This window comes from Acidimicrobiia bacterium (assembly GCA_030584185.1).
In the GTDB taxonomy this organism is placed as follows: domain Bacteria; phylum Actinomycetota; class Acidimicrobiia; order Spongiisociales; family UBA11373.
The window spans coordinates 1,992,488-2,015,313 of sequence record CP129495.1 but is presented as its reverse complement, the minus strand read 5'-3'; the positions used below and the strand labels follow the sequence as shown (position 1 = coordinate 2,015,313).

At 70.1% G+C, this 22,826-nt stretch carries 30 protein-coding genes; 13 read left to right on the top strand and 17 right to left on the bottom strand.

The features are described 5' to 3' along the window. Positions 1-31: 31 nt before the first annotated feature. Entirely contained in the window at positions 32-1,171 is a 1,140-nt protein-coding gene (locus QY307_10445; protein ID WKZ82485.1) for a hypothetical protein, read from the bottom strand. 55 nt (positions 1,172-1,226) lie between these two features. Between QY307_10445 and QY307_10440 the strand changes: the two genes are divergently transcribed. After that, positions 1,227-1,661, top strand: a complete 435-nt coding sequence (locus tag QY307_10440; GenBank protein WKZ82484.1) for an SRPBCC family protein — start codon at positions 1,227-1,229, stop codon at positions 1,659-1,661. Between the two features lies 1 nt (position 1,662). Here the strand turns inward: QY307_10440 and QY307_10435 are convergent, their stop codons facing one another. After that, positions 1,663-2,433: an enoyl-CoA hydratase/isomerase family protein gene (locus tag QY307_10435; protein WKZ82483.1), complete on the bottom strand. Its 771-nt coding sequence runs from the start codon at positions 2,431-2,433 to the stop codon at positions 1,663-1,665. A gap of 123 nt (positions 2,434-2,556) precedes the next feature. On the opposite strand from QY307_10435, the gene QY307_10430 reads away from it, so the two are divergent. Next, positions 2,557-2,973: a DUF1761 domain-containing protein gene (locus QY307_10430; GenBank protein ID WKZ82482.1), complete on the top strand. Its 417-nt coding sequence runs from the start codon at positions 2,557-2,559 to the stop codon at positions 2,971-2,973. Positions 2,974-3,026: 53 nt separating this feature from the next. Here the strand turns inward: QY307_10430 and meaB are convergent, their stop codons facing one another. Genes meaB through murA form a run of 3 tightly spaced genes read right to left on the bottom strand, consistent with a single transcriptional unit; the run spans position 3,027 to position 5,573 of the window. Next, positions 3,027-3,953, bottom strand: a complete 927-nt coding sequence (meaB, locus tag QY307_10425; GenBank protein WKZ83795.1) for a methylmalonyl Co-A mutase-associated GTPase MeaB — start codon at positions 3,951-3,953, stop codon at positions 3,027-3,029. Positions 3,954-4,012: 59 nt separating this feature from the next. Next, positions 4,013-4,258 carry a NifU family protein gene (locus QY307_10420; protein WKZ82481.1) on the bottom strand — a complete coding sequence of 82 codons (246 nt, stop codon included), beginning with the start codon at positions 4,256-4,258 and terminating at the stop codon, positions 4,013-4,015. 40 nt (positions 4,259-4,298) lie between these two features. Next, complete coding sequence (murA, locus tag QY307_10415; GenBank protein ID WKZ82480.1) at positions 4,299-5,573, bottom strand: UDP-N-acetylglucosamine 1-carboxyvinyltransferase; 1,275 nt, start codon at positions 5,571-5,573, stop codon at positions 4,299-4,301. Between the two features lie 63 nt (positions 5,574-5,636). Between murA and rpiB (QY307_10410) the strand changes: the two genes are divergently transcribed. Genes rpiB (QY307_10410) through QY307_10400 form a run of 3 tightly spaced genes read left to right on the top strand, consistent with a single transcriptional unit; the run spans position 5,637 to position 9,051 of the window. Continuing rightward, a complete protein-coding gene (rpiB, locus tag QY307_10410; GenBank protein WKZ82479.1) occupies positions 5,637-6,083 on the top strand; it encodes a ribose 5-phosphate isomerase B in 447 nt (148 codons plus the stop codon). 35 nt (positions 6,084-6,118) lie between these two features. Beyond that, positions 6,119-8,608, top strand: a complete 2,490-nt coding sequence (gene ppk1, locus QY307_10405) for a polyphosphate kinase 1 (GenBank protein WKZ82478.1) — start codon at positions 6,119-6,121, stop codon at positions 8,606-8,608. After that, on the top strand, positions 8,590-9,051 hold the full coding sequence (locus tag QY307_10400) for a phosphoglycerate mutase family protein (protein WKZ82477.1): 462 nt from the start codon (positions 8,590-8,592) through the stop codon (positions 9,049-9,051). Before ppk1 ends, QY307_10400 begins: the two co-directional genes overlap by 19 nt. Here QY307_10400 and QY307_10395 read toward each other — a convergent pair. Continuing rightward, on the bottom strand, positions 9,030-9,707 hold the full coding sequence (locus tag QY307_10395; GenBank protein WKZ82476.1) for a hypothetical protein: 678 nt from the start codon (positions 9,705-9,707) through the stop codon (positions 9,030-9,032). The genes QY307_10400 and QY307_10395 overlap by 22 nt on opposite strands. Positions 9,708-9,749: 42 nt before the next feature. Here QY307_10395 and pgl point away from each other — a divergent pair, with 42 nt between their 5' ends. Next, on the top strand, positions 9,750-10,424 hold the full coding sequence (pgl, locus tag QY307_10390) for a 6-phosphogluconolactonase (GenBank protein WKZ82475.1): 675 nt from the start codon (positions 9,750-9,752) through the stop codon (positions 10,422-10,424). A gap of 4 nt (positions 10,425-10,428) precedes the next feature. Here pgl and QY307_10385 read toward each other — a convergent pair whose 3' ends face one another. The 10 genes from QY307_10385 to rpiB (QY307_10340) all read right to left on the bottom strand — a co-directional run bounded on the left by QY307_10385 (position 10,429) and on the right by rpiB (QY307_10340) (position 16,009). Further along, the gene (locus tag QY307_10385) at positions 10,429-10,824 is read right to left on the bottom strand and encodes a hypothetical protein (GenBank protein ID WKZ82474.1); all 396 of its coding nucleotides are present in this window, start codon (positions 10,822-10,824) and stop codon (positions 10,429-10,431) included. A gap of 37 nt (positions 10,825-10,861) precedes the next feature. Continuing rightward, positions 10,862-11,131: a EutN/CcmL family microcompartment protein gene (locus QY307_10380; protein WKZ82473.1), complete on the bottom strand. Its 270-nt coding sequence runs from the start codon at positions 11,129-11,131 to the stop codon at positions 10,862-10,864. Continuing rightward, entirely contained in the window at positions 11,128-11,400 is a 273-nt protein-coding gene (locus QY307_10375) for a EutN/CcmL family microcompartment protein (GenBank protein WKZ82472.1), read from the bottom strand. Before QY307_10375 ends, QY307_10380 begins: the two co-directional genes overlap by 4 nt. Then, positions 11,387-11,986 carry a BMC domain-containing protein gene (locus tag QY307_10370; GenBank protein WKZ82471.1) on the bottom strand — a complete coding sequence of 200 codons (600 nt, stop codon included), beginning with the start codon at positions 11,984-11,986 and terminating at the stop codon, positions 11,387-11,389. The genes QY307_10375 and QY307_10370 overlap by 14 nt, the downstream gene beginning before the upstream one ends. 1 nt (position 11,987) lies before the next feature. Further along, positions 11,988-13,442 carry an aldehyde dehydrogenase gene (locus QY307_10365; protein WKZ82470.1) on the bottom strand — a complete coding sequence of 485 codons (1,455 nt, stop codon included), beginning with the start codon at positions 13,440-13,442 and terminating at the stop codon, positions 11,988-11,990. A 1-nt stretch (position 13,443) separates the two neighbouring features. After that, entirely contained in the window at positions 13,444-13,731 is a 288-nt protein-coding gene (locus QY307_10360) for a EutN/CcmL family microcompartment protein (GenBank protein ID WKZ82469.1), read from the bottom strand. 10 nt (positions 13,732-13,741) lie between these two features. Further along, positions 13,742-14,044, bottom strand: coding sequence for a BMC domain-containing protein (locus QY307_10355; GenBank protein WKZ82468.1), 303 nt, complete (start codon positions 14,042-14,044; stop codon positions 13,742-13,744). Positions 14,045-14,089: 45 nt separating this feature from the next. Further along, positions 14,090-14,716, bottom strand: a complete 627-nt coding sequence (locus tag QY307_10350) for a hypothetical protein (protein ID WKZ82467.1) — start codon at positions 14,714-14,716, stop codon at positions 14,090-14,092. Next, complete coding sequence (gene deoC / locus QY307_10345; protein WKZ83794.1) at positions 14,703-15,479, bottom strand: deoxyribose-phosphate aldolase; 777 nt, start codon at positions 15,477-15,479, stop codon at positions 14,703-14,705. Before deoC ends, QY307_10350 begins: the two co-directional genes overlap by 14 nt. A gap of 77 nt (positions 15,480-15,556) precedes the next feature. Further along, positions 15,557-16,009, bottom strand: coding sequence for a ribose 5-phosphate isomerase B (gene rpiB, locus QY307_10340; GenBank protein WKZ83793.1), 453 nt, complete (start codon positions 16,007-16,009; stop codon positions 15,557-15,559). A gap of 218 nt (positions 16,010-16,227) precedes the next feature. On the opposite strand from rpiB (QY307_10340), the gene QY307_10335 reads away from it, so the two are divergent. From QY307_10335 to murJ, 6 genes are read left to right on the top strand one after another with little or no spacing between them, the layout of a single operon-like run. Beyond that, complete coding sequence (locus QY307_10335) at positions 16,228-16,827, top strand: hypothetical protein (protein WKZ82466.1); 600 nt, start codon at positions 16,228-16,230, stop codon at positions 16,825-16,827. After that, a complete protein-coding gene (locus QY307_10330) occupies positions 16,824-17,747 on the top strand; it encodes an ABC transporter ATP-binding protein (protein WKZ82465.1) in 924 nt (307 codons plus the stop codon). The genes QY307_10335 and QY307_10330 overlap by 4 nt, the downstream gene beginning before the upstream one ends. Further along, the gene (locus tag QY307_10325) at positions 17,740-18,609 is read left to right on the top strand and encodes a hypothetical protein (GenBank protein WKZ82464.1); all 870 of its coding nucleotides are present in this window, start codon (positions 17,740-17,742) and stop codon (positions 18,607-18,609) included. Before QY307_10330 ends, QY307_10325 begins: the two co-directional genes overlap by 8 nt. Beyond that, the gene (locus QY307_10320) at positions 18,606-19,541 is read left to right on the top strand and encodes an ABC transporter ATP-binding protein (protein ID WKZ82463.1); all 936 of its coding nucleotides are present in this window, start codon (positions 18,606-18,608) and stop codon (positions 19,539-19,541) included. Before QY307_10325 ends, QY307_10320 begins: the two co-directional genes overlap by 4 nt. Further along, a complete protein-coding gene (locus tag QY307_10315) occupies positions 19,538-20,290 on the top strand; it encodes an ABC transporter permease (GenBank protein WKZ82462.1) in 753 nt (250 codons plus the stop codon). Before QY307_10320 ends, QY307_10315 begins: the two co-directional genes overlap by 4 nt. A 51-nt stretch (positions 20,291-20,341) precedes the next feature. Continuing rightward, a complete protein-coding gene (gene murJ, locus QY307_10310) occupies positions 20,342-21,901 on the top strand; it encodes a murein biosynthesis integral membrane protein MurJ (GenBank protein WKZ82461.1) in 1,560 nt (519 codons plus the stop codon). Between the two features lie 54 nt (positions 21,902-21,955). Here murJ and sodN read toward each other — a convergent pair whose 3' ends face one another. Next, positions 21,956-22,342 carry a superoxide dismutase, Ni gene (gene sodN, locus QY307_10305; protein WKZ82460.1) on the bottom strand — a complete coding sequence of 129 codons (387 nt, stop codon included), beginning with the start codon at positions 22,340-22,342 and terminating at the stop codon, positions 21,956-21,958. A 62-nt stretch (positions 22,343-22,404) separates the two neighbouring features. Between sodN and sodX the strand changes: the two genes are divergently transcribed. Continuing rightward, the gene (sodX, locus tag QY307_10300; protein WKZ82459.1) at positions 22,405-22,779 is read left to right on the top strand and encodes a nickel-type superoxide dismutase maturation protease; all 375 of its coding nucleotides are present in this window, start codon (positions 22,405-22,407) and stop codon (positions 22,777-22,779) included. Positions 22,780-22,826: the final 47 nt, after the last annotated feature.

The window sequence follows — 22,826 nt, the reverse complement described above, 5'->3', positions numbered from 1 at the left end:
GTATGCCGGTGGCGGCAACCCTGCGAGGACCTCAGTCGGACTCGGGATCGTCTTGCGCTCTCCCGACGACAACCTTGGCCAGGAACTCCTCCAGCGTTGCTCGATACCGATCAGGATCGACGTTCCATGCCTCTCCGTGCCCCGCCCCGGGCACCACGAACGCAACGGCCTCGGGGGCCGCCGCGGCGTACGCCTCGGTCGCCGCCGGCGGATGTCGATCGTTGGCCGATCCGTGGATCAACAGGGTCGGCAAGGTCTGATCTGCGGCGACCGCCAGGTGGTCCAGCCGATCCCAGTCGATTCCGAAGCGAAACACCGCCACCGCCTTCGACCAGCCGATGAGGAATCCGGGAACCTTGTCCTCTCGCAGTCGGGCCTCGGCGATGGATCCCGGGTCGAGCAGGGGGTCCTCGAGCACCAGCGCCGCCACCCGGGGAGCGTGACGCGACTGGCGCGCCGTGACCAGCGCCGCCGATGCCCCGGTGCCCCAACCCATGAGCACAACCTCCTCGGCTCCGAGCGAGAGGGCGAGGCCGATCGCCGCCTCGACGTCACGCCACTCGGCGGCGCCCAGGCCGGGGCGACCGCCTTCGGGGGCTCCGTCGGCGCCGAGCATCGCCGGCACCACCGCCGGCAGGCCCATCCCGACGACGGTCTCCAGGGCGCGCAGCGCCTGGGTGCGGCCGGTGTCACCGTCGTGGACCATCACCACCCAGAGGGTTCCGGTTCCTTCGACGGTCCACACCGAGTGGTCACCTCCGCTCCCGGCGACGATCCTCTCGTCGAACTCGATGCCCATGGCGCCCGGATCGGGACCGTAGGCCTCCGCCTCGATCCGCATCGTCCCCCCGGGCCGACCCGATACCGCGATGACCTGCCGGGTCACCGTTCCCGCAGCCGTGGCCACGACCGGACCGACCTCGACCCAGGCATCCTCCCCAACCAGCGCCCACCGACCGGGACGAGAGACGGATGCAGCGGCTCTCAGGGTCACCGTGTCGTCGTCGATCGCCACCACCTCCACGGCGGTGGATCGTGGCGGGAACTCCAGGAGCGTCTCCGAGATCGACCCGGCCAGCGACCACGCCGAGACGGCCAGGGTCCCCGACACCACGACCGAGCCGACCAGCGCCGCTCGGGTCAGCCATCTCCGCGCCCGCTTGGTCACCATTGGCAGGGGATGGTACCGACGCCCCTTGGAAGGAGTTGACCGGTAGCGTGGCGCCATGTCCGGCATCACCGTCTCCGTGTTCATCCCCGCCCCGCCCGAGGCGGTCTGGGCGGACCTGTCCCGCCTGGAGAGCCACACCGAGTGGATGGCCGACGCCGAAGGGATCGAGTTCCTCGGGGAGACACGAACCGGAGTGGGCACCCGGATCGCCGTCGCCACCCGGGTCGGTCCCTTCCGCACCAACGACGTGATGGAGTTCACAGCCTGGGACCCACCGAAGACGATGGGGGTGCACCATCAGGGCCTGTTCACCGGGTCGGGTCGGTTCACGCTGGCAGCAGAGGCAGGAGGAACCCGCTTCACCTGGTCCGAACAGATCCGGTTCCCCTGGTTCCTGGGGGGCCCTGTGGGGGCCTGGGCAGCACGCCCCATCCTCGGCGCCATCTGGCGCCGCAACCTTCGCCGCCTTGCCGCCCGCTTCAAGCCCTGACTCACACCCCCTGGAATCTGGGTGGGCGCTTGTCGAGGAAGGCGGTGACCCCCTCGACGGCGTCGCTGGTCCCGAACGCCTCCCGGAAGCCTGCCGCCTCGAGCCCGAGAGCATCAAGCAGCGGGAGGTCCCATCCCCGGTCGATGGCGGCCTTGGCGATGGCGATCGCCGCCGTGGCGCCCGACGCCAGCTCGGTGGCCCATTCCAGGGCGGCATCGTCCAACTCGGCGTCGGCGACGAGGCGATCGGCCAGCCCGATCGCCTTGGCCTCGGCGGCGTCGACCATCCTTCCCGTGTAGACGAGGTCGCGTGCCCGACCGATACCGATCAGCCTGGGGAGCCTCTGCGTCCCTCCGGCCCCGGGAATGACCCCCAGCTTGATCTCGGGTTGACCGACGCGGGCGTCGGCGGAGAACATCCGCAGATCGCAAGCCATGGCCAGCTCGAGGCCACCGCCCAGGGCGAAGCCGCGGACCGCCGCCACCACCGGCTTGGGAAGGGCGGCCAGCATCTGGAGGACCCGCCCCAGGTCCTCCCCGAGTTCGGCGGCGCTGCCTCCCTCGTCCATCAGCGTCTTGAACGCCGCGATGTCGGCCCCGGCGGCGAAGTGTGGGGATCCCGTCACGACCACGGCCCGCACCTCCGGATCCGCCGCCTCGGCCACCGCCACACCGAAGTCGGCGATCAGAGCCGCCCCGAGGGCGTTCACCGGCGGGCGGTCGAGGGTGATCACGGCGACCGCACCGTGGCGATCGGTACGAACCAGGGTCATGGGTACCTCCAGGGGCGACTGGAGGCGATGGTAGGAGTCGCAGAAGAAACCCCCCGGATCCCCCGACGGCGGCCAGAGGGCGCCGCTAGTTTGCCGGTCCATCGACCAAAGGGAGGCAAGACCGTGAGGACCTTCAGCGGGTTCTTCGAGACGCTGGGTGACCTCGACTGGCTGGCGATCGTCGTCGCCACCATCGTGGTGCTGGCCGTGATCACCATGCTCTTCTACGGGCCCGGCCTGGGCAAGAAGTGGGCCCAGGCGAACGGCACCGAGTACAGCATGAAGATGGACCTCAAGCAGGACATCCCCGGCTTGGTGCAGGCCTTCCTGCTCCAGATCGGGGTGGCCTACATGGGCGCCGCCGACGACATCGAGCACTCACTGGTCACCGCCCTGATGGTGACACTCTTCCTCATCGGCCCGGCGCTCATGGCCCGCGTGATCTGGCTCAACGCCAGCAAGACCGCATATGCCATCGATCTCGGGTACTACTTCTGTGCCGTGGCCGTCGGAGGCTACGTCCAGGGCCTGATGGCCTGAGCGGGTTGGTCAGTGGTCTGCGGGCCGGTCCCCCGGGGCCGGCCCGCAGCGCGTCAGCGTGCGGCGAGAATCCCGGCAGCCGTCCACGGGTCGGTCTCACCGGCGGCGACCGCCGCAACCAGCTGCGAGCCCTGGTCCATCGCCCGACGCGCCCGCTCCCTCAGCTCACCCACCAGGGCAGTCTCCAACTCCCAGAGCCGGCGGCGGCTCCGAGCACGCGCCACACCCGGGTCTCCCATGTGGGTGCGATGGGCCCGGATCGCCTCCCACACCTCGGCCACTCCGCGGTCCTCGACGGCGACCGTCTCCAGGACCGGCGGCACCCAGCCGTCATGGCTTCCCATGTCGAGCATCGCCCGGAGATCGGCGACGGTCTCGGCGGCCCCTTCCCGGTCGGCCTTGTTGACGACGAACACGTTCCCGATCTCGAGGATCCCCGCCTTGGCGGCCTGGATCCCGTCTCCCCAGCCGGGGGTGACCACGACCACCACGGTGTCGGCGGCGGATACCACCTCCACCTCATCCTGACCCACGCCGACGGTCTCCACGATCAGACGAGAGAACCCGCCGGCCTCCATGGCGAGCAGCGCCTTGGGAGCGGCCACTGCCAGCCCGCCCAGGTGGCCGCGGCTCGCCATCGAGCGCACGAACACGCCCCGATCGAGCACGTGATCCTGCATCCGCACCCGATCGCCCAGTACCGCCCCGCCGGTGAACGGGCTGGTGGGGTCGACGGCGAGCACCGCCACGGTCTCGCCGGCGTCACGGGCGGCGGCGATGAGCCGGTCGGTGAGCGTCGACTTCCCGGCGCCGGGTGCTCCGGTGATGCCGATGCGGTGGGAGGGTGCGGCGGCGGTGAACGCCTCCCTCAACGCCTCGGCGGCACCCGGGAGGTCGTCTTCGACCAGGGTGATCAGACGGGCCAGCGCCCGGCGGTCACCTGCGGTGACGGCGGACACCAGGGCCTCGGGTGCGGTGATCACGCCGGGAGGTTACCGGTGGCACCGTCCCCGCAATCGGCGGGCGGCTCCGGTGAACCTCAGACTGCGTTCACCTCGACCACTCCGGGAACCCGGTCGAGGAGGATCCGCTCGATCCCGGCGGTCAGGGTCATCGTCGACATGGGACAGCCGCCACAGGCTCCGACCAGCTGAAGGTTCACCACGCCGTCTTCGACCCCGAGCAGCACCAGGTCGCCGCCGTCTGCCTGGAGTGCCGGGCGGATGTACTCGAGGGTCTCGGTGAGCAGGTCGAGGTCGACCTCGGTGGCGATGTCTTCGCTCATCGGTGATTCCAACGATTGGCGGGCGGGATCATTCCCGATTCTAGGTGGGTGTTGGCGGGAGCACCGTCTGGCGAGTGATCTTGGCCCCCAACGAGGCAAGCCGCCCGTCGAAGTCGGTGTAGCCGCGATCGATGTGGCCCACCTCGGTGATCGTCGTCTCCCCCTCGGCGGCCAGCCCTGCCAGCACCAGAGCCGCCCCCGCCCTGATGTCGCAGGCGTCGACCTCGCATCCGGAGAGGGCGTCGGTGCCGTCGATTATCACGTGCTGACCTTCCAGCCTGACCCTGGCTCCGAGCCGGTTCAGCTCGCCGACGTAGCGGAACCTCGCGGCGTATATGTTCTCGGTGATCACCGAGCGGCCGGCAGCCAGGGACAGGAGCGCCACCATCTGCGGGTGCATGTCGGTGTGGAACCCGGGGTAGGGAAGCGTGGCGAAATCGACCGGGATCGGCCGCGACGGGCCGGTGAGTCGAACCCAGTCCTCCCCCACCTCGATGCCGCACCCGGCCTCCCCCAGCTTGCGCAGCTCCATCCGCAGGTGCTCGGGAACGCAGTCGACCACGGTCACCTCACCCCCCGTGATCGCGGCGCCGACCAGGTAGGTGCCTGCCTCCAGCCTGTCGGGAACAGCGCGATGTGTCGCCGGAGACAGGCTCCCGACGCCCTCCACCACCACTGTGGAAGTACCTGCTCCATCGATTCGGGCGCCCATCCGCCCGAGAAACGCCGCCAGGTCCTGGATCTCCGGCTCCCGAGCGGCGTTGTGGATGACGGTGGTTCCTTCGGCCGTCACCCCGGCGAGCAGCACGTTCTCGGTGGCGCCCACCGAGGGGAAGTCGAGGTGGACCTCGGCGCCGCGCAGGCCCTCCGGGGCGCTGCCGACGAGCTCGCCGTGCACCAGTTCGAAGTGGGCACCCATGGCCTCCAGCCCACCGAGGTGCATGTCGATGGGCCGGGACCCGAAGTCGTCGCCGCCGGGCAAGGCGACCCGGGCCTCGCCACAGCGAGCGAGTAGAGCCCCGAGAACGACGATCGATGCCCGCATCCTGCGCACCAGCTCCAGTGGCGCCTCCGGAAGCAGCTCCTCGGGGACCTCCACCTCGACGGCCGATCCGTCGAAACGGCACCGGGCCCCGATGTGCTCGATGACGCTCCCCATCAGTGCCACGTCGCGGATCGCCGGAATGTTCTCGATGCGGTGGGTTCCCGGGGCCAGGAGGGCGGCCACCAGATGTTTGAGCACTGCGTTCTTCGCCCCCAGCACCGCCACCGAGCCCTCCAAGGGGGTACCACCGGTGACGACGAACCGATCCATGTGGCGATTGTATGGACACCCCGTCCGACCGGCGCCGCCGGCCGTCACTACCCTCCACCCGCAATGCGCGTCGCCATCGCCTCGGACCACGCCGGGTTCCGGCTCAAGGAGGAGCTGGCGGCCGCCATGGCCGCCACCGGCCACGCCGTCACCGACCTGGGAACCCACTCCGAGGAGCCGGTCGACTACCCGGACTACGCCGCCGCCGTCGGTCGGGCGGTGGTCCAGGGAAAGGTCGAGCGAGGCATCGTGGTGTGTGGCTCGGGAGCGGGTGCCGCCATCGCCGCCAACAAGGTGCGCGGGGTCAGGGCTGCCCAGGCCCACGACACCTACACCGCACACCAGGCCGTCGAACACGACGATGCCAACCTGCTGGCGATCGGCGCCCGGGTGATCGGGCCCGCCCTGGCGGCCGAGATCGTCAGCACCTTCTTGGCGGCCCGCTTCACTGCCGAGGAGCGCCATCTGAGGCGGGTGGCCAAGATCAAGGCCCTCGAGGGAGACGGCTGAACTTCCCGCGACGGCCGCCGATACCATCGGCACCAGTGATCGAATCGACCTCCCGCTACACCAACCGCGAGCTGTCCCTGCTCGACTTCCAGGAGCGGGTGCTGGCGCTCGCCGAGGATCCCAACCTTCCCATCCTGGAACGGGTTCGATTCCTCGCCATCGTCGCCTCCAACCTCGACGAGTTCTTTCAGGTGCGGGTGGCGGGCCTGCGTGAGCAGATGGCCTCTGGCCTCGACGGTGGCGCACCCGATGAGATCTCCGTGGCCGACCAGCTGAACGCCATCCGCAGCCGGTGCATCACTCTGCGGGAACGGATGGGCCGGCTGCTCGAAGCCGAGTTGCTCCCTGGCCTTGCCGAGCACGGGATCCTCATGGTCACCTGGGACGACCTGGCCGATGAGGAGCGCAAGCAGTTGGAGGCGATCTTCGAGCGAGAGATCTACCCGATGCTCACCCCGCTCGCCGTAGACCCCACCCATCCCTTCCCCTACATCTCCAACCTGTCGCTGAACCTGGCGGTGACAGTCGGCGACCCGAGAGGTGCCCGGGAACGCTTCGCCAGGGTGAAGGTTCCGCCCCTGCTGCCGCGGTTCCTGGCCGTCCCCGGAACGACCAGTTTCGTGCCGGTGGAGGAAGTCATCGCCGCCCACCTCGAGGCACTGTTTCCCGGCATGGAGATCGTGAGCAGCCACCCGTTCCGGGTCACCCGCAGTGCCGAGCAGGCATTGGAGGAGGACGAGGCCGACGACCTCCTCGAGGCAATCGAAGAGCTCCTCCAGACCCGCCATCGTTTCAGCAGGCTGGTCCGGCTCGAGATCGACACCACCATGCCCGAAGCCGTGGTCGACCTCCTCATGGAGGAGATGCGGATCGGCAGCGACCAGGTGTACACCCAGCATGGCCATCTCGACATGGCAGGCCTGTCGCTGCTCGCCTCCCTCCCGCGCCCCGACCTGGTCCACAGATCATGGGTCCCGACGACCCAGCCGATCCTCGGGCACCTGGATCCCGGCGAGACCCTGTTCGACCGCCTGCAGCGACGCGACGTGCTCGTCCACCTCCCGTACGAGGCTTTCGGCACATCGGTCGGAGCGTTCATCGCAGCCGCCGCCCGCGATCCTCAGGTGGTGGCGATCAAGCAGACCCTGTACCGGACCTCTGCCGCCGACGACCCGGCGCGCGGTGGCGAGCAGTCGATCGTGCAATCCCTGATGGGTGCCGCCCGCGCCGGGAAGCAGGTGGTGGTGCTGGTCGAGCTGAAGGCTCGTTTCGACGAGGAGGCCAACATCGCCTGGGCCCGAATGCTGGAGGAAGCCGGCGTCCATGTGGTGTACGGGGTCGCCGGTCTGAAGACCCATGCCAAGGTGGCCCTGGTGGTACGACGCGAGGGCGACGAGCTGCGCCGGTACTCCCACATCGGCACCGGAAACTACAACCCGAAGACGGCGCGCCTCTACGAGGATCTCGGTCTGCTCACCGTGGATCCCGACATCGGAGCCGACCTCTCCGAGCTGTTCAACCTGCTCACCGGGTTCGGGTACGCCGGCCGCTTCCGGCGTCTGCTGGTGGCCCCCGATCACCTGCGAAACGAGGTCACCGCCCGGATCCGGACCCAGGCAGCCCTCGGGGAAGAGGGCTCGATCTGCATCAAGCTGAATCACCTGGTGGACCCGGCGATCATCGACGAGCTGTACGCCGCCTCGGCGGCCGGGACCAGGATCGACCTGATCGTGCGCGGCATGTGCTGCCTGCGTCCCGGCGTGCCCGGCCTCTCGGAGAACATCACGGTGCGCTCCATCGTGGGTCGGTACCTGGAGCACTCCCGGGTGTACCGGTTCGGACGGGGCGAGACGGCGGAGTACCTGATCGGCTCGGCCGACATGATGCCCCGCAACCTGGGCGGGCGGGTCGAGGTGCTGGTCCCGATCACCCATCCCCGCCTGCGGCGACGGCTCGAGGAGATGCTCCTGGTCTACCTTGCCGACGATCGGCTCGCCTGGCAGCTCTCCGACCAGTCCTGGGAGAAGGTCGCCACCGAGATCGGCCTCGACGCCCAGGTGCGCTTCCAGCACCTCGCCGCCGCCCGGTCCCAGGGAGCCCTGCCCGACCCCGGCACGGCGGCAGCCCCCCCCGATCTCGTCGTCGCGGCAGGCGGCCTGGTGACCAGGGTGGTCGGCGGCGTCACCGAGATGCTCCTGGTCCACCGACCCCGCTACGACGACTGGTCGTTCCCCAAGGGGAAGCTGGACGAGGGCGAGTCGCCGGCCGAGGCGGCGATGCGCGAGGTGGAAGAAGAGACCGGCTTCTACTGCTCCCTGGGCGACCGGGTGGGCATCGTCGAGTACCGCGACCGCTCGGGAGCCCCGAAGGTGGTCCACTACTTCGCAATGGAGCACCAGACAGGCAGGTTCGCCCCCAACCCCGAGGTGGACCAGATCGCCTGGCTGACACCGTCGGCGGCGGTGGAGCGACTCAGCTATGGCAGGGACCGCGCCCTGCTCAGATCGTGGGCGGACGGCGGCTGATCCTGCTGCGCCATGCCCAGGCGGGCGAGCGCGGCAGCCACCACCCCGATCGAGAGCGACCTCTCTCCGCCGAGGGTCTACGACAGGCCCGGGATCTCGTGAACACGATCGGCCCCTTGGGGCCGCGCCGGATCTTGAGCAGCCCCTACACCCGGTGCCTGCAGACCGTCGAACCGCTAGCCCGCGCCAACGGGGTGAAGGTGGAGGCGATCGATGATCTGGGAGAGGGCGGTCGCCCGATCAGGCTGCTGAAGCGCCTCGACGACTGGGACGGAGTCCTGATGTGCAGCCATGGAGACGAGCTGGCGGAGCTGGTGAGCCACTTCGTCGGCCTGGGTGCACCCCTCGAGGAGGCGCTGCCCATCCGCAAGGGGGCCGCTTGGGTGCTGAAGATCGTCAAGGGGAAGGTGGTGCGGGGCCGCTACGTTCCGCCACCCGGCTGACGGCGAATCCAGTCCACGACTGTCGCCGCCAGACGGTCGAGCATCTCCTCCGGTCGGATTCCCATGGCCTTAGGCGTGGCGAACGAGTGATCGGCGCCTTCGATCACCACCATCTCGGCGAACGCCAGCGACTCCACGACCTCGGCAATGAGGGCGGGGGGACCGAGCCGGTCACGCGAGCCCTGTACGAAGAGCAGCGGGCCCTTCCCGGAGAGATGCTCGTGACCCCGCCGACTCCCGCTCCCGGGCGCCACCAGGGGGTATCCGAGGAACACCCGCCCCGGAGATTCCAGGTCGAGATGCGAACCGACCCTCCCTCCCATCGACTTGCCCACGAGGAACGGCACGGCGCCCCCGTCGGCTGCGGCGGCGGCCACTGCCCGGTGACAGGCGATCAGGGTCTCCAGGCGATCGGGCGCCTTCCTCCCCTCGGCAACATAGGGATACTCGAACGCCGAGACCCGCAAGCCTGCGGCCCCCAGCCGACCGGCGAGCCCGACCATGAAGGGATGCCTCGGGCCGGCGCCTGCGCCATGGGCGAGAACCACCCCCGGCCCGTTTCCGATGGTCTCCACGGTGGTACACCTTCCCGGCGCCCACTCCAGTTTCATCACGCCCTGGTGCAACGGCCGGGGCGAGTGTTCCCGCGCGGTCATGGAACCAGTGTGCCAGCGGGGCTCCCCCTACCATCGCCCCACATGAGGGTGCGGGTGTTCACCTCCCCCGAAGCACTCGCCGCCGGCGTCGCCGCCGCCGTGGCCCGCTGGCTGCGCCACGATGGCACCGACGTCGGCCTGGCAGGTGGATCCACGCCGCGTCGGGCCTACGAGCGGCTGCGGCGCGCCCGAGTGCCCTGGGCGGAGGTCACGGCATGGGTGACCGATGAGCGCCACGTCCCCGTCGACCACCCCGACAGCAACGCGGGAATGGCGCTCCGCTCACTGTTCGACCACGTCCCCGCCACCCTGCATGAGGTTCCGTGGGACCCGGACCCCGAGGTCGCCGCCTCCCGCTACGAGCAGACCCTGCGAACGATCCTCCCCGGCGACGGTGGTCCCCGCCCAGGCCTGGTGATGCTCGGGATCGGCGACGACGGCCACACGGCTTCGCTGTTTCCCGGTTCTCCTGTGCTCGCCGAGACGACGCGGCACTTCGCCGCCGTGGAGGTCCCCGGCCGCGGGTGGCGTCTCACCGCCACGCCACCGCTCCTGGCAGGCGCCCGCCGGATCATCTTCGTCGCCTCCGGATCCGCCAAGGCGGAGTCGGTGGCGGCGGCGATCTCTGGTGACCGCTCGCTTCCGGCGGCCGTCGTCGCCGGGCTCGCCGAGGACGTCGTGTGGATGCTCGACCGCGAGGCGGCCGCGCTGCTCTGACCGGCTACTCCTGGCCCAGGAGGTGGAGCAGATACTGTGCCAGTTCGGATTGGGGATCGAGACGGGCCTCTTCGAAGGCCTGCGTCTGGACCCGAGCCCGATCACAGCGCATCGCCTGCGAGCGCAGATCGAGATCCTTTCCCATCTGTTCCAGGGCCACCATTCCCTCCGGCCACGACTCGCGGTCCCTGGCCTCATCGAGCGTCGTCTGGTCGAGGACCGCCATCACCGACTCCAGATACCGGGCGGTGTCGGTGGCGAGCAGTCCGCAGGTGTCGTCCTCGATCGTGGTGACCGTACTCGGAGTGCCGGGAGGGGCGGTCGTGGGGATGGGTGCCGACGGGGTGCTGCAGGCGGCGAGAGCCAGGACCACGGCGGCAAGGGAGACGGCACGGTGCACGGTACGCCAGGGTACCGCCGGGTCGGTGCTGCAGCGGTCAGTCGATGGTCACGGCGTCGACGATCCCGACGATCACCGCCCGCACCGGGGCGTCCGGGGCGTCGAGGACCTGACGGGCTCCGTTGCCCTCGTCGAGGATGAGCACCGTCTCGCCTGCCCCGGCCCCCACCGAGTCGACACACACCAGGTAGTCGCCGGTATCAGCGCCGGCGCCATCGAGGAGGTCGCACATGAGCAGCCGACGGGACCCGTATGCCGGAACTCCGATGGTCGCCACCACGGTGCCGCTCACCCTGCCCAGCCTCACCGGTCACGCTCCACGTGGTCCACGATGCCGACCACGGCGTGGTCGACGGGCACGAACGGCACGGGGAGGGCGAGCGCAGCCTCCCGGCTGGCGACCACGTTCACGGTGTCCCCCGGGCCTGCCATCGTCACCGCATCGGCCGCCACCACGGGGAACCCCCGAGGCACGAGGTCCCGATCCAGCGGCTGCACGATCAGGAACCTGACGCCTTCGAGCCCGTCGGCCTTGACGCTGGCCACCACGGTTCCAATCACCTCAGCCAGCTGCATCGCCGCTCCCCCAGCCGGCGCGGTCCCCGAAGCGGGGGGCGTCGTACACGTTCTCACCCATCTCCCCGGCCAGGTTGGGCACGATGCTCGATCCGACGACGACATCGGGATGGATCGCCGCCAGGCCGGCATCGATCGCCGACTGCACCTCGGGCAGGCTTCCGGAGTACAGGGCGTACGCCTTCCCGCCGAGACCGTCTGCGAGGCGCACCGCCAGCAGCGAGACCTCGGCTCGCTTCATGGCGGCATCCGCAGCCTCCAGCGTGGCGGCGACGGTGACGGTCTCGATGACCCCCAGCGCCTCCCCCCGGACGGCGCCGCGCCCTCCGCCCAGGGCTGCGGTCACCGCGGCGTGCACCTCGGGGAGGAACACCCGGTCGACGAGGGCATCGCTCCCGGCAGCCACTCCGCCGATCACCGCCTCCTCGACGTCACCCACCTCTCCGGTCACCATCACCAGGTACCCGCCGGGATGAACCGTCCCGGCGACGATCCCCGCCACCGGGGCCCGTTTCACCATCGCATCCCCGGCCACGATCCCCACAGCCACCGAGGAGAACTCGAGCAGGGCGAGGGCGGGACGCACTTCAGACGATCCTGAGGGCGCCGACGACGGCGATGCGGCGCTCCCGGGTGAAGGTGAGGGGACGGGTCATCCCGTCTCCGGACGGGCTGGCGATCGAGAACGAGGTGAAGCCTTCACCCCCCTGGCCCAGCCCGGCGTAGTTGGGGCCGTTGGCCACGAAGATCGACACGTTGATGGTGCGCGCCATTCGGGTGATGGTGTCCACGTTGTTGGAGTGGATCGAGGCCGTGTGCCGGAACCTGTGCTCCGACCGCACGGCGAGGTCGATCGCCGCCTCCACATCGGAGACCACGGTCACCGGCATCACCGGCATCATCTGCTCGGTCCACACCAGGTTGTGATCGTTGGGGACCACGGCCACCAGGAGGCGCGGATCGCCGTCGGTCTCGATCCCGGCGGCGGTGGCGATGGCGGCGGCGTCCTTGCCCACCCAGGAGCGATCGATCACACCCGGCTTCCCCGGCGGGCCCATCGTCTCGAAGATGACCCGCTCCACCTTGCGCAGTTCGTGCTCCTGGAGGACCCGGGCGCCGGCGCGCCCCATGGCCCGCACCAGGTCGTCGGCGATGGCCCGGACGGCGATGGTGGTCTTCTCGTCGGTGCAGATGACGTTGTTGTCGAACGAGGCGCCGGCGACGATGTCCCGGGCCGCCTTCACCACGTCGGCGGTCTCGTCGACGACGGCCGGTGGGTTCCCCGGCCCGGCCGTGATCGCCCGCTTGTCGGTCTTGAGCGCCTCGCGCACCACGCCGGGTCCGCCGGTCACCAGCAGGACGGGGACCCTGGGATGGTGCATCAACTCCTGGGCCGACTCGATGGTGGGCACCGCAACTGCGGTCACCAGGTCGGATGGGCCGCCGGCAGCCACGACCGCCCGATTGATCAGCCGCACCGTCTCCGCCGAGACCCTTCGGGCGTTGGGATGGGCGTTGAACACCACGGCGTTGCCGCCGCTCAGGATTGCGATCGAGTTGTTGATGATGGTCGCGGTGGGGTTGGTGGTGGGGGTGATCGACCCGATCACCCCGAACGGAGCGTGCTCGGTGAGCATCATCCCGCCGTCGCCGGTCTCGATGATCGGTTCCAGGTCCTCCGGGCCCGGGGTCCGGTTGGCCACCAACAGGTTCTTACGGGTCTTGTCCGCGACCCGACCCAGCCCGGTCTCCTCATGGGCCATGGCGGCCAGGCGCTCGGCGTTCTCGATCATGGCACTGCGGATCGAAGCCACCACCGAGGAACGGATGGCGGTGCCCATCGCGGCAAACCGCTCCTGGGCCGCAGCCGCCGCCCCCACTGCCCCGTCGACACCGTCGTGCACGCCCTCGCCCAGCGGGACCTCGGGCACGTCGACCGGGATCCGGGGGCGCTCGGGCGCGGCCTCGGCGGAGCCGCCGAGACGCGACCTCACCCGAGCGATGATCGCCCGAACCTCGTCGTCCGAGAACGACTGCTTCATCTCACTTCACGAACTTCACTTGGCCGCCCACCTCCCACGTGTCGACGATCGCCATGATCACCGCATCGCAGGGGCGGTCCTTGGTGGCGATCGTCTGGCGCGCCGACGATCCCGAGGCGTACATGACGACCTCCCCGACACCGGCTCCGACGGCATCGGCGGCCACCACCGAACCGCCGGTCTCCTTGCCCTCTGCGTCCAGGTGGGCGACCACCAGGAAGGTGAGCCCGTCGAGGGTCGGCTCCTTGCGGGTGGCGACCACGGTGCCGGTCACCCGGCCCAACAGCACGGCCCGCCCCCTAACCCTCGTCCGTGTCGGTGCGGTCGCCCCGCCCCAACGGCAGCACGATGTCGATGAGGGCGTGGGGACGGGCGATGACATGGGTCGAGACCACCTCGCCGACCTTCTCGGCGCTGCGGACGCCGGCGTCGATCGCCGCCTTGACCGCGGCGACGTCGCCCCTTACCACGGCGGTGACGTATCCGCCGCCGGTCTTCTCATACGACACCAGCTCCACCTTGGCCGCCTTCACCATGGCGTCGGCCGCCTCCACCATCGCCGCGAACCCGCGGCACTCGATCATTCCCAATGCTTCAGCCATCGGTTCTCGCTCTTCCTTTCCGTGTTCGCAGGCGGGAGCGCTCCATCAGGAGAGCTCCCGACCCTCCAACTCCTCCAACGCGGCCACCGCGGCCCTCCAGCCGACGTCGATGTCCGCCTCCTCCCCGCCCAGGTACACCCTTCCCAGCGATCCGAACGACCGCACCTCGAGCACGTTGATCCGAGCCGCCTTCTCCGCTTCGTTGGCCGCCAGCGGGGCGTAGGAAGCAGGCTCCATCTCCAGGAGGTACAGGGTCTGACCGGGGATGATCATCTGCCCGTGGCGGGTGCGGTTGATCAGCTGGGCGTGATGGTCGTCGATGCGGCGGATGATCTGGCTGGAGGCGATCCGCGGCTTGATCCGATCCGACTCCTCGGCCCCGATCTCGGCGAGGATCGCCTGGCCCGCCGCCCGGACCTCTGCCTGCGAGGGCGAGTGGACCTCGAGCAGCCCGAAGTAGCGCTCCACGATCTGCATCCCTGGTCGGACCTCGGTGGCCTTGAGTGCCACGTCGGTGAGGCGGTTGATCTCCACCCCGGGAGAAATCTCGACGTAGAGGGAGGCATCGCCGGCGAGCGGCAGGAAACCCTGGGCCACGGTGCCCAGGAAAGCCGCATACTGCGGCTGGAGGCTGTCGAGGAACGAGTAGCCCCTCAGGTCAATACTGCTCACCGGATGCTCCTCCCGTCACGATTGCCACTCCCGCCGAAGCGCCGATCCTGGTCGCCCCGGCGGCGATCATCTGCCGTGCATCATCGGCGCTGCGGATGCCGCCCGATGCCTTGACCCCCACCACCGGTCCGACCGCTTCTCGCATCAGGGCCACGTCGTAGACGGTGGCACCACCCGGCCCGAACCCCGTCGAGGTCTTGACGAAGTCGGCCCGGGCGCCGACGGCCAGTCGGGATGCGATGACCTTCTCCTCGTCGGTGAGCAGGGCCGTCTCCAGGATCACCTTCGACACCGCCCCGGCCTCGCGGCAGGCCTCGGTGACCCCGGCTATGTCCCTTCGCACCAGGTCGAGATCCCCCGACTTGAGGGCGCCGACGTTGAGCACCATGTCGATCTCTCGAGCACCGTCGCGCAGGGCGCGACGCGCCTCCATCGCCTTGATCTCGGGAGTGGTGGCCCCCAGAGGGAAGCCGACCACGCAGCAGGTGATCACGCCGGTGCCCTTCAGGTTGGTGGCCACCCGCCGGGCCCAGGTCGGGTTGACGCACACCGAGGCGAAACCGTACTCGATGGCCTCTGAGCACATGCGATCGATCTCGGCTGCGGTGGCGTCGGGCTTCAGGATGGTGTGGTCGATGAAGCCGGCGAGGTCGGTGGGGACGTCGGCCCCGGCCCCGTTGAACGTGATGCGCGACGCCCCGGCAGCCAAGACCGTGCGCACGCTGTCCGCCGAGTGGGCGACACAGTCGCCGATGCAGACCATGCAGTCGTCCCATGCTCCACCGGCGATGGTCGCCAGCACCTCGCGGGTGACGGCTTCGACCAGTGCATCGCGGTCGGTCATGCCGACCTCACCGCGGCGATGGCGTCGAGGGCGTCGATCTTGGCCACCCGGGCGGCGTGGCGACCACCCGCCCAGGGAGTCGCCAGCCACTCCTCGACGATCTGCCACGCCAGGTTCTCGCCGATGAGCCCCGCCCCCAGCGTGAGCAGGTTGGCATGGTTGTGCTCCCGCGAGTTACGGGCGGAGGAGACGTCGTAGCACGACGCCGCCCGCACCCCGGGAACCTTGTTGGCAGCCATCGCCGAGCCGATGCCGGCGCCGTCGATCATGATCCCGACGCCGCACTCCCCCGACGCGACCCGTCGGGCCACCGCCACGGCGATGTCGGGGTAGTCCACCGGGTCGGTGGAGTCGGTTCCGCAATCCACGACCTGGTGCCCGGCCTCGCGCAGCCGAAAGGCGATCCGCTCCTTGAGGCGGTATCCGCCGTGGTCGGCGCCGATGGCGATTGCGCCCGCGTCTTCCGTGGCGGGGCCTGGGATCGCCTCCGGTGCCTCCTGCGGGGAGTCGACGGTCAGGCCGGCGACGACGCGCTCCACCAGAGATCTCACCTCGTCCTCGGTGGGTGCTGGGCGCAGGGGCACGGGAGGATTATTCCACGAACCGGGCCGCCGGTCCGGTGGTGCCGACGCGGCGCCTCTAACCTCGCTGCTCGACGAAGGAGAAGATGGCGGACGACCCGGCATTCGTGTGGGCCCAGCGCCGGTCCACGGCGGCGCCTGCCCGCACCCGGCGCCTCCCTGCCGCGGATCCCTCGCCCACCGAGGCCCGCATCACGCTGCGCGAGGCCCATCACCGCTTCGGCGTCCCGGTGGGAACCCTTCGCTCATGGGCCAGCAAGGGTGCCGTCGACGCCGTCTCCGAGGCGGGCCCTTCGGGACCGCGCTGGATGGTGACCCCGGAGTCGGTGGCCCATCGCCTGTCTAGAAACCCGAGGAGGTCGGCGCCACCGCCAAAGGGCGCTCGCAAGGAGACGGTCAGGGAAGAGGCCACCGGCCCCACCGCCGACGGAACCGCCATGCTGGTGCCGCGCGACGCCTGGGACCGCATGATGGATCAGCTGGGGAACCTGCACGAGGCCGGGCTGATGCTGGCCGAGGCCAGGGAGCGGGCGGCCAAGGCGGAGACCGAAGCGGCGTTCCTGCGCGAGCGTCTCGCCGAGATGCGTGCCGAGAGGGCAGCCACACCGCAGGTAGCGGAGCCACCGCCGACGGCCGCTCCCGGCGCCTGGGAGCGCCTGAGAAGGCGCCTGAGGGGAAGCGGATGACCGACACCTCCCCGGCTGCCATAGCCACCAGCGGCCTCCGCTTCTCGTACGGGGACATCGTCGCCCTCGACGGCATCGACCTCGAGGTGCCCCGCGGCCGTATCGGCCTGGTGGGCGCCAACGGCGCCGGCAAGACGACGCTCCTCAAGGTGCTCCTGGGGGTGCTCACCCCTGCCGCCGGAGCGGTGAGCGTGCTGGGCCACGGTCTCGCCGGCGGCGCCATAGACGTGCGCAGCCGCGTGGGTTGGATGCCGGAGCGCGACTGCCTCCCCGACGACCAGACGGCAGCCGACTTCATGGTCTACGCCGCAGAGCTGGGCGGGCTCCCCACCAGGGCCGCCCGGCAACGCGCCTCCGACGTGCTCGGACTGGTCGGCCTGCACGAGGAGCGTTTCCGCTACATGGGTGAGTTCTCAACGGGAATGCGGCAGCGGGCCAAGCTGGCCCAGGCGATCGTCCACGATCCGGAGCTGGTGCTGCTCGACGAGCCGACCGCCGGCCTCGACCCGGAGGGCCGGGAGGAGATGCTCGACCTGATCACCCGGCTCGCCGGATTCGGGATCAACTCGCTGACCTCGTCCCACGTGCTCACCGACATCGAGCACACCTGCGAGTGGGTGGTGATGCTCGACGGAGGCCGGGTGCTGCGTTCGGGGCCGCTCACCGATTTCTCCACAGCCGGTGAGGCCGAGCTGGAGGTGATCGGTGATCCGGAGGCGACCGAGGCGGCGGCACGCCGTCTGGGAGCCGAAGTCCGGCGGGAGGCCAGGTCGCTGGTGATCTCCCACGAAGACCTGGACCCCTTCGAGGTGGCACGCGATGCCGTGGTGGAGGCCGGTGCCTCGATCAAGCGACTCGGAGTTCGCCGCACCACCCTCGAGGACGTCTTCCTCGTGGAAGGCAGCGGCGCCCATGGCTGAAGGCGTGGTCTTCGATCTGGGCTACCGGCCCCACGAGGGGCCGCGAACCGGTCGCCGCGGCGCCAGGCGGGCGCTGTATCGCGACGGGATCCGCCGCGTGCTCGGGATAAGGCGCCGGGCGCGACGCAAGCTCCTCCCGATGGTGCTGATCGGCGGCGCCCTGCTCCCAGCCCTCTTCTTCGTGGCGATCGGCGTCGTGGTCGGGGAGTTCGATGCCGCCCTCGTGCTGTTCGGCCACCCTCAGTACTTCGACCTCACCGGCCAGATGGCGCTGATCTTCGTGGCCCTCGCCGCCGGCGAGCTGCTCATCCCGGACCGCTCTTTCGGAACGCTCCAGGTGTACGCCTCGCGCCCGCTGACCACCGTCGACTACCTCCTGGGACGGGCGGCCGCCCTGGCCACGGTGGCGTTCTCGTTCCTCTGGCTGCCCCACCTGGTGCTCTACTTGGGGCGGGCGTGGGTGTCGGCCGAGGGGTTCGCCTCGTACGCGGTTGCCGAGGCCGATGTCCTGCTGACCACGGCGATCGCCTCCCTGGCCTACCTCCTCGCCTACACGCCGCTGGCCTTCGCCGTCGCCAGCGTCTCGCGCCGGCCCGCCATCGCCGCCGGAGCCTTCCTGGGCGTCGTCACGGTGAGCGTCCCCACCGCCACCGCCCTCACCGAATCCGGCTACTCGTCGTTGAGCCTGCTGGCGCTTCCCCACCACCCCGGCTACGTGAAGGACTGGGTGATGGGCGCCTCCACCAACGAGTGGCTCCCCGAGGTGGCCGGATACGGGCCGGCCGCTTCCCTGGTCATGATGGCGACCCTGGCGGCAGCCTGCTGGCTGGTGGTCCTCTTCCGGCAGCGGAAGGCGCTGTGACCACCGGCCCCGCCTTCGCCCCCGAGCCGACGATCGAGGTGTCGTCGGTGTCGAAGTGGTTCGGCCACAAGGTGGCCGTCTCCGACCTCTCCTGCTCGTTCGGGCCCGGCCTCACCGGGCTCCTCGGGCCCAACGGCGCCGGGAAGACGACCCTGCTGCGGATTCTGTGCGGTCTGCTCCGACCGTCCGACGGCGAGGTGCGCCTGCTCGGCCACGACCCCCGGGTGAACCACCTCGTGTACCGGCGGGTCGCCCTGGTCCCCGAGGAGGACGCCGTGTACGGATTCTTGACGGCGCGCCAGTTCGTCGCCTACTCGGCGACCCTTTCCGGTGCACCCGGGGCCGGTGTGGACGAGGCGATCGCGAAGGTCGACCTCCAGGGTGCAGCGGACCGACCGATCTCGGGGTTCAGCAAGGGGATGCGCCAGCGGGCCAAGGTGGCGGCGGCGCTGGTGACCGATCCCCAGGTGCTGATCCTCGACGAGCCCCTGAACGGGACCGACCCGGTGCAGCGGGCTCGCCTGATCGAGACCTTCCAGGCGCTGGCCGCCCACGGAAAGACCGTGATCGTCTCATCGCATGTGCTCGCCGAGGTGGAGCGGATGGCCGACCGGGTCCTGGCGATCGTCGACGGAAGGCTGGCGGCCGCCGGCGACGTGGCCGCCATCCGTCGGGCGATGACCGACATCCCGTATCGGGTGCGGATCGACGTCGATCGACCACGCGAGCTCGCCGCGGCACTGGTCCTGGAAGAGGCAGTGGAGTCGGTGGCGATCACCGGCGGCCGGCTTCGGGTGGAGGCCGGCGATCTGGCGCGATTGGGAGCCCTGGTGCCGCGCCTCGCCCGAACCCAGGGTGCCCGGCTCACCGGATTCGAGCCGGAGGACGAGTCGCTGGAGAGCGTGTTCCGCTACCTGGTGAGGCGGCGATGAGGGGCTGGCTCGCCATGGTCCGAACCACCATGCGCCAGCTCGCAGGCGGCAAGCGCCTGTTGCTCTTCGGCCTCCTGGCGGCGCTGCCGGGGGTGGTCATGTGGCTGTCGTCGGGCGGGCTCACCGCCGATGGCGTCGAACGCCGATTCGACGAGGCACCGATCGCCATCCTGTTCCTGGTGGTGGTTCCGATCGTCTCGCTGATCCTCGGAGCAGGGGCCCTGGGTGACGAGCGACGGGACGACACGCTGTCGTTCCTCGCCCTGCGCCCCCGCCCTCGGTGGTCGATCGCCGCCGCCAAGATCTTCGCCGCCTGGTTGGTCGCCGCGGCCCTGGTGGCGGCATCAGGTGCAGCGGCGGCAGCGGCGGTGGGGGCCCGCAGCGGGGACTGGTCGCGGCTGGGCCCGGTGGCGCTGGGGGCCGCCGTGTCCGCCATGGCCTACTGCGCCGTGTTCGTGCCCCTCGGCTACCTGACCGCAAGGGCGGTGCTGCTCGGCCTGCTCTACGTCTTCATCTGGGAGAGCGGGTTCACCTTCGCCGCAGCATCCCTGGCGAACGTCTCGTTGTTCCGGATCGGCCTGAGCGCATACGCCGGCCTCGTCCCGGAGAGCCGATCGATCCTGGACGACGTCCTGGGGAGCGTCACTCCCGGGGCCGGAGGGGCCGTGGCCAAGGCGATCGCCGTGGCCTTCGTGGCGACGATCGCCACCGGTTCGCTGCTGAAGCGCCGGGATCTGGGATCCGAGTGATCCAAGCCGACCCAGCGCCCGGACCGGCGATCGGGGGCTAGCGTCGCAGCGATGACAGCACCGCCCCGACGCGGTCTCTACCGGCGAATGGGCATCGCCGCCGCCATCGTCGCCGGCGGCGTGTTGGTGTCGCGCCTACTCGGCCTGATCCGTCAGGTCGTGTTCGCCGGGCTGCTCGGAGCCGGAACCGCCGGAGACGAGTACTTCGTCGCCTTCCTCATCCCCGACCTGCTCAACTATCTGCTCGCCGGGGCGTACATGGCGATCACCCTGATTCCGCTGCTCACTCGGCGCTTCGCCCACGGCGACGAAGACGACGCTCAACGGGCGTTCTGGGCGGTGGCCCGGCCACTCGCGCTGGGCATCACCGTGCTCGCCGTGCTCGCCTTCCCCCTGGTCGAGCCCATCCTGCGGCTGGTGGAGCCGGGGTTCACCGAGGAGCAGGTGGGGAGGGCGGCTCACCTCACCCGGATCGTCCTCCCCGCCCAGGTGTTCTTCGTGCTCGGCCAGCTCTTCACCGCCTGGCAGTTCGCCAGGGAGCGGTTCCTGATACCCACTCTCGGGCCGATCATCTACAACCTGGGGATCATCGCCGGCGGCCTGATCGGGGCTCTGGGACGCCAGGATCCTGGGGCGGACGGATTCGCCTGGGGTGCCCTGGCCGGGGCATTCGCCGGGATCTTCCTCCTCCAGGTCTGGGGAGCGTGGCGCCAGGGCCTGCGCTGGCGGAGCGACGGCCTGCGGCGGCACCCGGCGGTCCGCCGGTACTTCACGCTGGCCATCCCCCTGATGTTGGGGCAGTCCCTGGTCGTCCTCGACGAGCAGTTGGGACGGGCCTTCGGCTCGCTGCACGCCGACGGCGGCATCTCATGGCTCTCGTTCGGAAGACAGGCGATGCTGGTGCCGGTGGGGGTCATCGCCCAGGCCGCCGGGGTGGCGGCGTATCCGTTCCTCGCCCGGCTGGCCGCCGAGGGCCGCCATCGCGAGATGGCGGCTGCGGTCGGCCGCGCGGTGAGATACGTGATCGTGTTCAGCCTGGCGGGGGCGGCGGCCCTGATGGCGCTCTCCGAACCCGTCGTGCGCCTGTTGTACGAACGGGGCTCGTTCGACGCCGCCGACACCGCTGCCACCGCGGGAACGGTGCTGTTCTTCGCCATCGGCATCCCCATGTGGGGGATCCAGCAGATACTGGCGCGCGGCTTCTACGCCCGGGAGGAGATGTGGGCGCCAGTGCTGATCGGCACCGCCGCCACCGTCGCCGCGGTGCCCATCTACTGGGTCCTGAACCGAGCCCTCGGCATCGAGGGTCTGGCCCTCGCCTCCAGCCTGGCGATCACCCTGTACACGGCGGCACTGGCGATCGTGTGGTATCGCCGGACCGGCCCCCATGAAGCGCTTCCGGTGGCGATCACCGCCGGGCGGGCACTGGTTCCGGCCGGGCTCTCCGGCCTGGCCGTCTGGTGGCTGGCCGCATCGATCGGAGACCTGCTCGAAGCCGGCGCCTGGTCCGACCTGGTGGCGGTGACCCTGGGGGGCCTGGTGGTGGCGGGCGCCACGATCGGGCTTCCCTGGGTGCGCCGCGACCTTCGCCTGCCCGGACCGGTCGGGTGACGCGGGGAAGGGGACGGCCTGGGGCCGCCCCCTTCCGGGTCGCTCCGAGTACGGCTAGCTCTTGGTCTTCTGGAAGACGTCGGCGATCTCGGCGATCAGCGCCAGCAGTTCGTCTCCCACCGCCGGGTCGACCGACTTCTTGGCGTCACCCGCCTTCTTCGTGGCTCTCCAGAAGAGGTCGTGGAGGTGTGGGAACTGCTCCACGTGGGGCGGCTTGAAGTAGTCGGTCCAGAGCACCCAGAGGTGGTGCTTCACGAGCTCGGCGCGCTGCTCCTTGATGATCACGCACCTCTGCCGGAAGACCTCGTCGTCGGAGTCCTGGTACTTCTGCATGATGGCCCGCACCGACTCCGCCTCGATGCGCGCCTGAGCCGGGTCGTACACCCCGCACATCAGGTCGCAGTGGGCGTGAGCCACCTTCTTGGGACGCAGCAATCGCATCTCTTCCTTCCCTCCTGTGATCGGTTCAACCCTACACTCGCCGCCAGCACGGGGGGAAGGGTGTGAAGGCCCACAAGACGCCATCCAGGGCCCGGGCGATCCTCGAAGCGGTGCTGGCTGCGTTGTCATTCAGGCTCACCAGGTACGAGGTCGCCGAGGAGAGCATGCTGCCCGTCCTGGCACCTGGAGACTGGGTGCTGGCGGTGAAGAGACCCCGATCCCCGAATGTGGGCGACGTGGTGGCGATCGATCATCCCGACCGGCCCGGGTTCACCCTGGTCAAGCGGGTCGCCGCCGTCGACGGGGACCGCCTCACCGTCCTCGGGGATCGGCCCGAGGCGAGCGTCGACAGCAGGCTGTTCGGGGTCATTGCCTCCGACTCCGTGCAGGCGCGGCTGATCCTGGTGTACCGCCCGCTCCCGATGAGGCCGCTCTGAGGGTCGCCCCGGTCCGGCGGACACCGACGCCCGGCTCCACCGGTACG

Excerpts from the sequence above, each read along its gene's own strand:
- QY307_10355 (WKZ82468.1), bottom strand. The coding sequence starts at position 14,044 with ATGGCTGAAGCATTGGGAATGATCGAGTGCCGCGGGTTCGCGGCGATG.
- QY307_10315 (WKZ82462.1), top strand. The coding sequence starts at position 19,538 with ATGAGGGGCTGGCTCGCCATGGTCCGAACCACCATGCGCCAGCTCGCA.
- QY307_10335 (WKZ82466.1), top strand. The coding sequence starts at position 16,228 with ATGGCGGACGACCCGGCATTCGTGTGGGCCCAGCGCCGGTCCACGGCG.
- deoC (WKZ83794.1), bottom strand. The coding sequence starts at position 15,479 with ATGGTCTGCATCGGCGACTGTGTCGCCCACTCGGCGGACAGCGTGCGC.
- QY307_10445 (WKZ82485.1), bottom strand. The coding sequence starts at position 1,171 with ATGGTGACCAAGCGGGCGCGGAGATGGCTGACCCGAGCGGCGCTGGTC.
- pgl (WKZ82475.1), top strand. The coding sequence starts at position 9,750 with ATGAGGGTGCGGGTGTTCACCTCCCCCGAAGCACTCGCCGCCGGCGTC.
- QY307_10375 (WKZ82472.1), bottom strand. The coding sequence starts at position 11,400 with ATGCAGCTGGCTGAGGTGATTGGAACCGTGGTGGCCAGCGTCAAGGCC.
- QY307_10365 (WKZ82470.1), bottom strand. The coding sequence starts at position 13,442 with ATGAAGCAGTCGTTCTCGGACGACGAGGTTCGGGCGATCATCGCTCGG.
- QY307_10330 (WKZ82465.1), top strand. The coding sequence starts at position 16,824 with ATGACCGACACCTCCCCGGCTGCCATAGCCACCAGCGGCCTCCGCTTC.
- QY307_10325 (WKZ82464.1), top strand. The coding sequence starts at position 17,740 with ATGGCTGAAGGCGTGGTCTTCGATCTGGGCTACCGGCCCCACGAGGGG.
- rpiB (WKZ82479.1), top strand. The coding sequence starts at position 5,637 with ATGCGCGTCGCCATCGCCTCGGACCACGCCGGGTTCCGGCTCAAGGAG.
- murA (WKZ82480.1), bottom strand. The coding sequence starts at position 5,573 with ATGGATCGGTTCGTCGTCACCGGTGGTACCCCCTTGGAGGGCTCGGTG.
- murJ (WKZ82461.1), top strand. The coding sequence starts at position 20,342 with ATGACAGCACCGCCCCGACGCGGTCTCTACCGGCGAATGGGCATCGCC.
- QY307_10435 (WKZ82483.1), bottom strand. The coding sequence starts at position 2,433 with ATGACCCTGGTTCGTACCGATCGCCACGGTGCGGTCGCCGTGATCACC.
- sodN (WKZ82460.1), bottom strand. The coding sequence starts at position 22,342 with ATGCGATTGCTGCGTCCCAAGAAGGTGGCTCACGCCCACTGCGACCTG.
- QY307_10420 (WKZ82481.1), bottom strand. The coding sequence starts at position 4,258 with ATGAGCGAAGACATCGCCACCGAGGTCGACCTCGACCTGCTCACCGAG.
- QY307_10440 (WKZ82484.1), top strand. The coding sequence starts at position 1,227 with ATGTCCGGCATCACCGTCTCCGTGTTCATCCCCGCCCCGCCCGAGGCG.
- QY307_10395 (WKZ82476.1), bottom strand. The coding sequence starts at position 9,707 with ATGACCGCGCGGGAACACTCGCCCCGGCCGTTGCACCAGGGCGTGATG.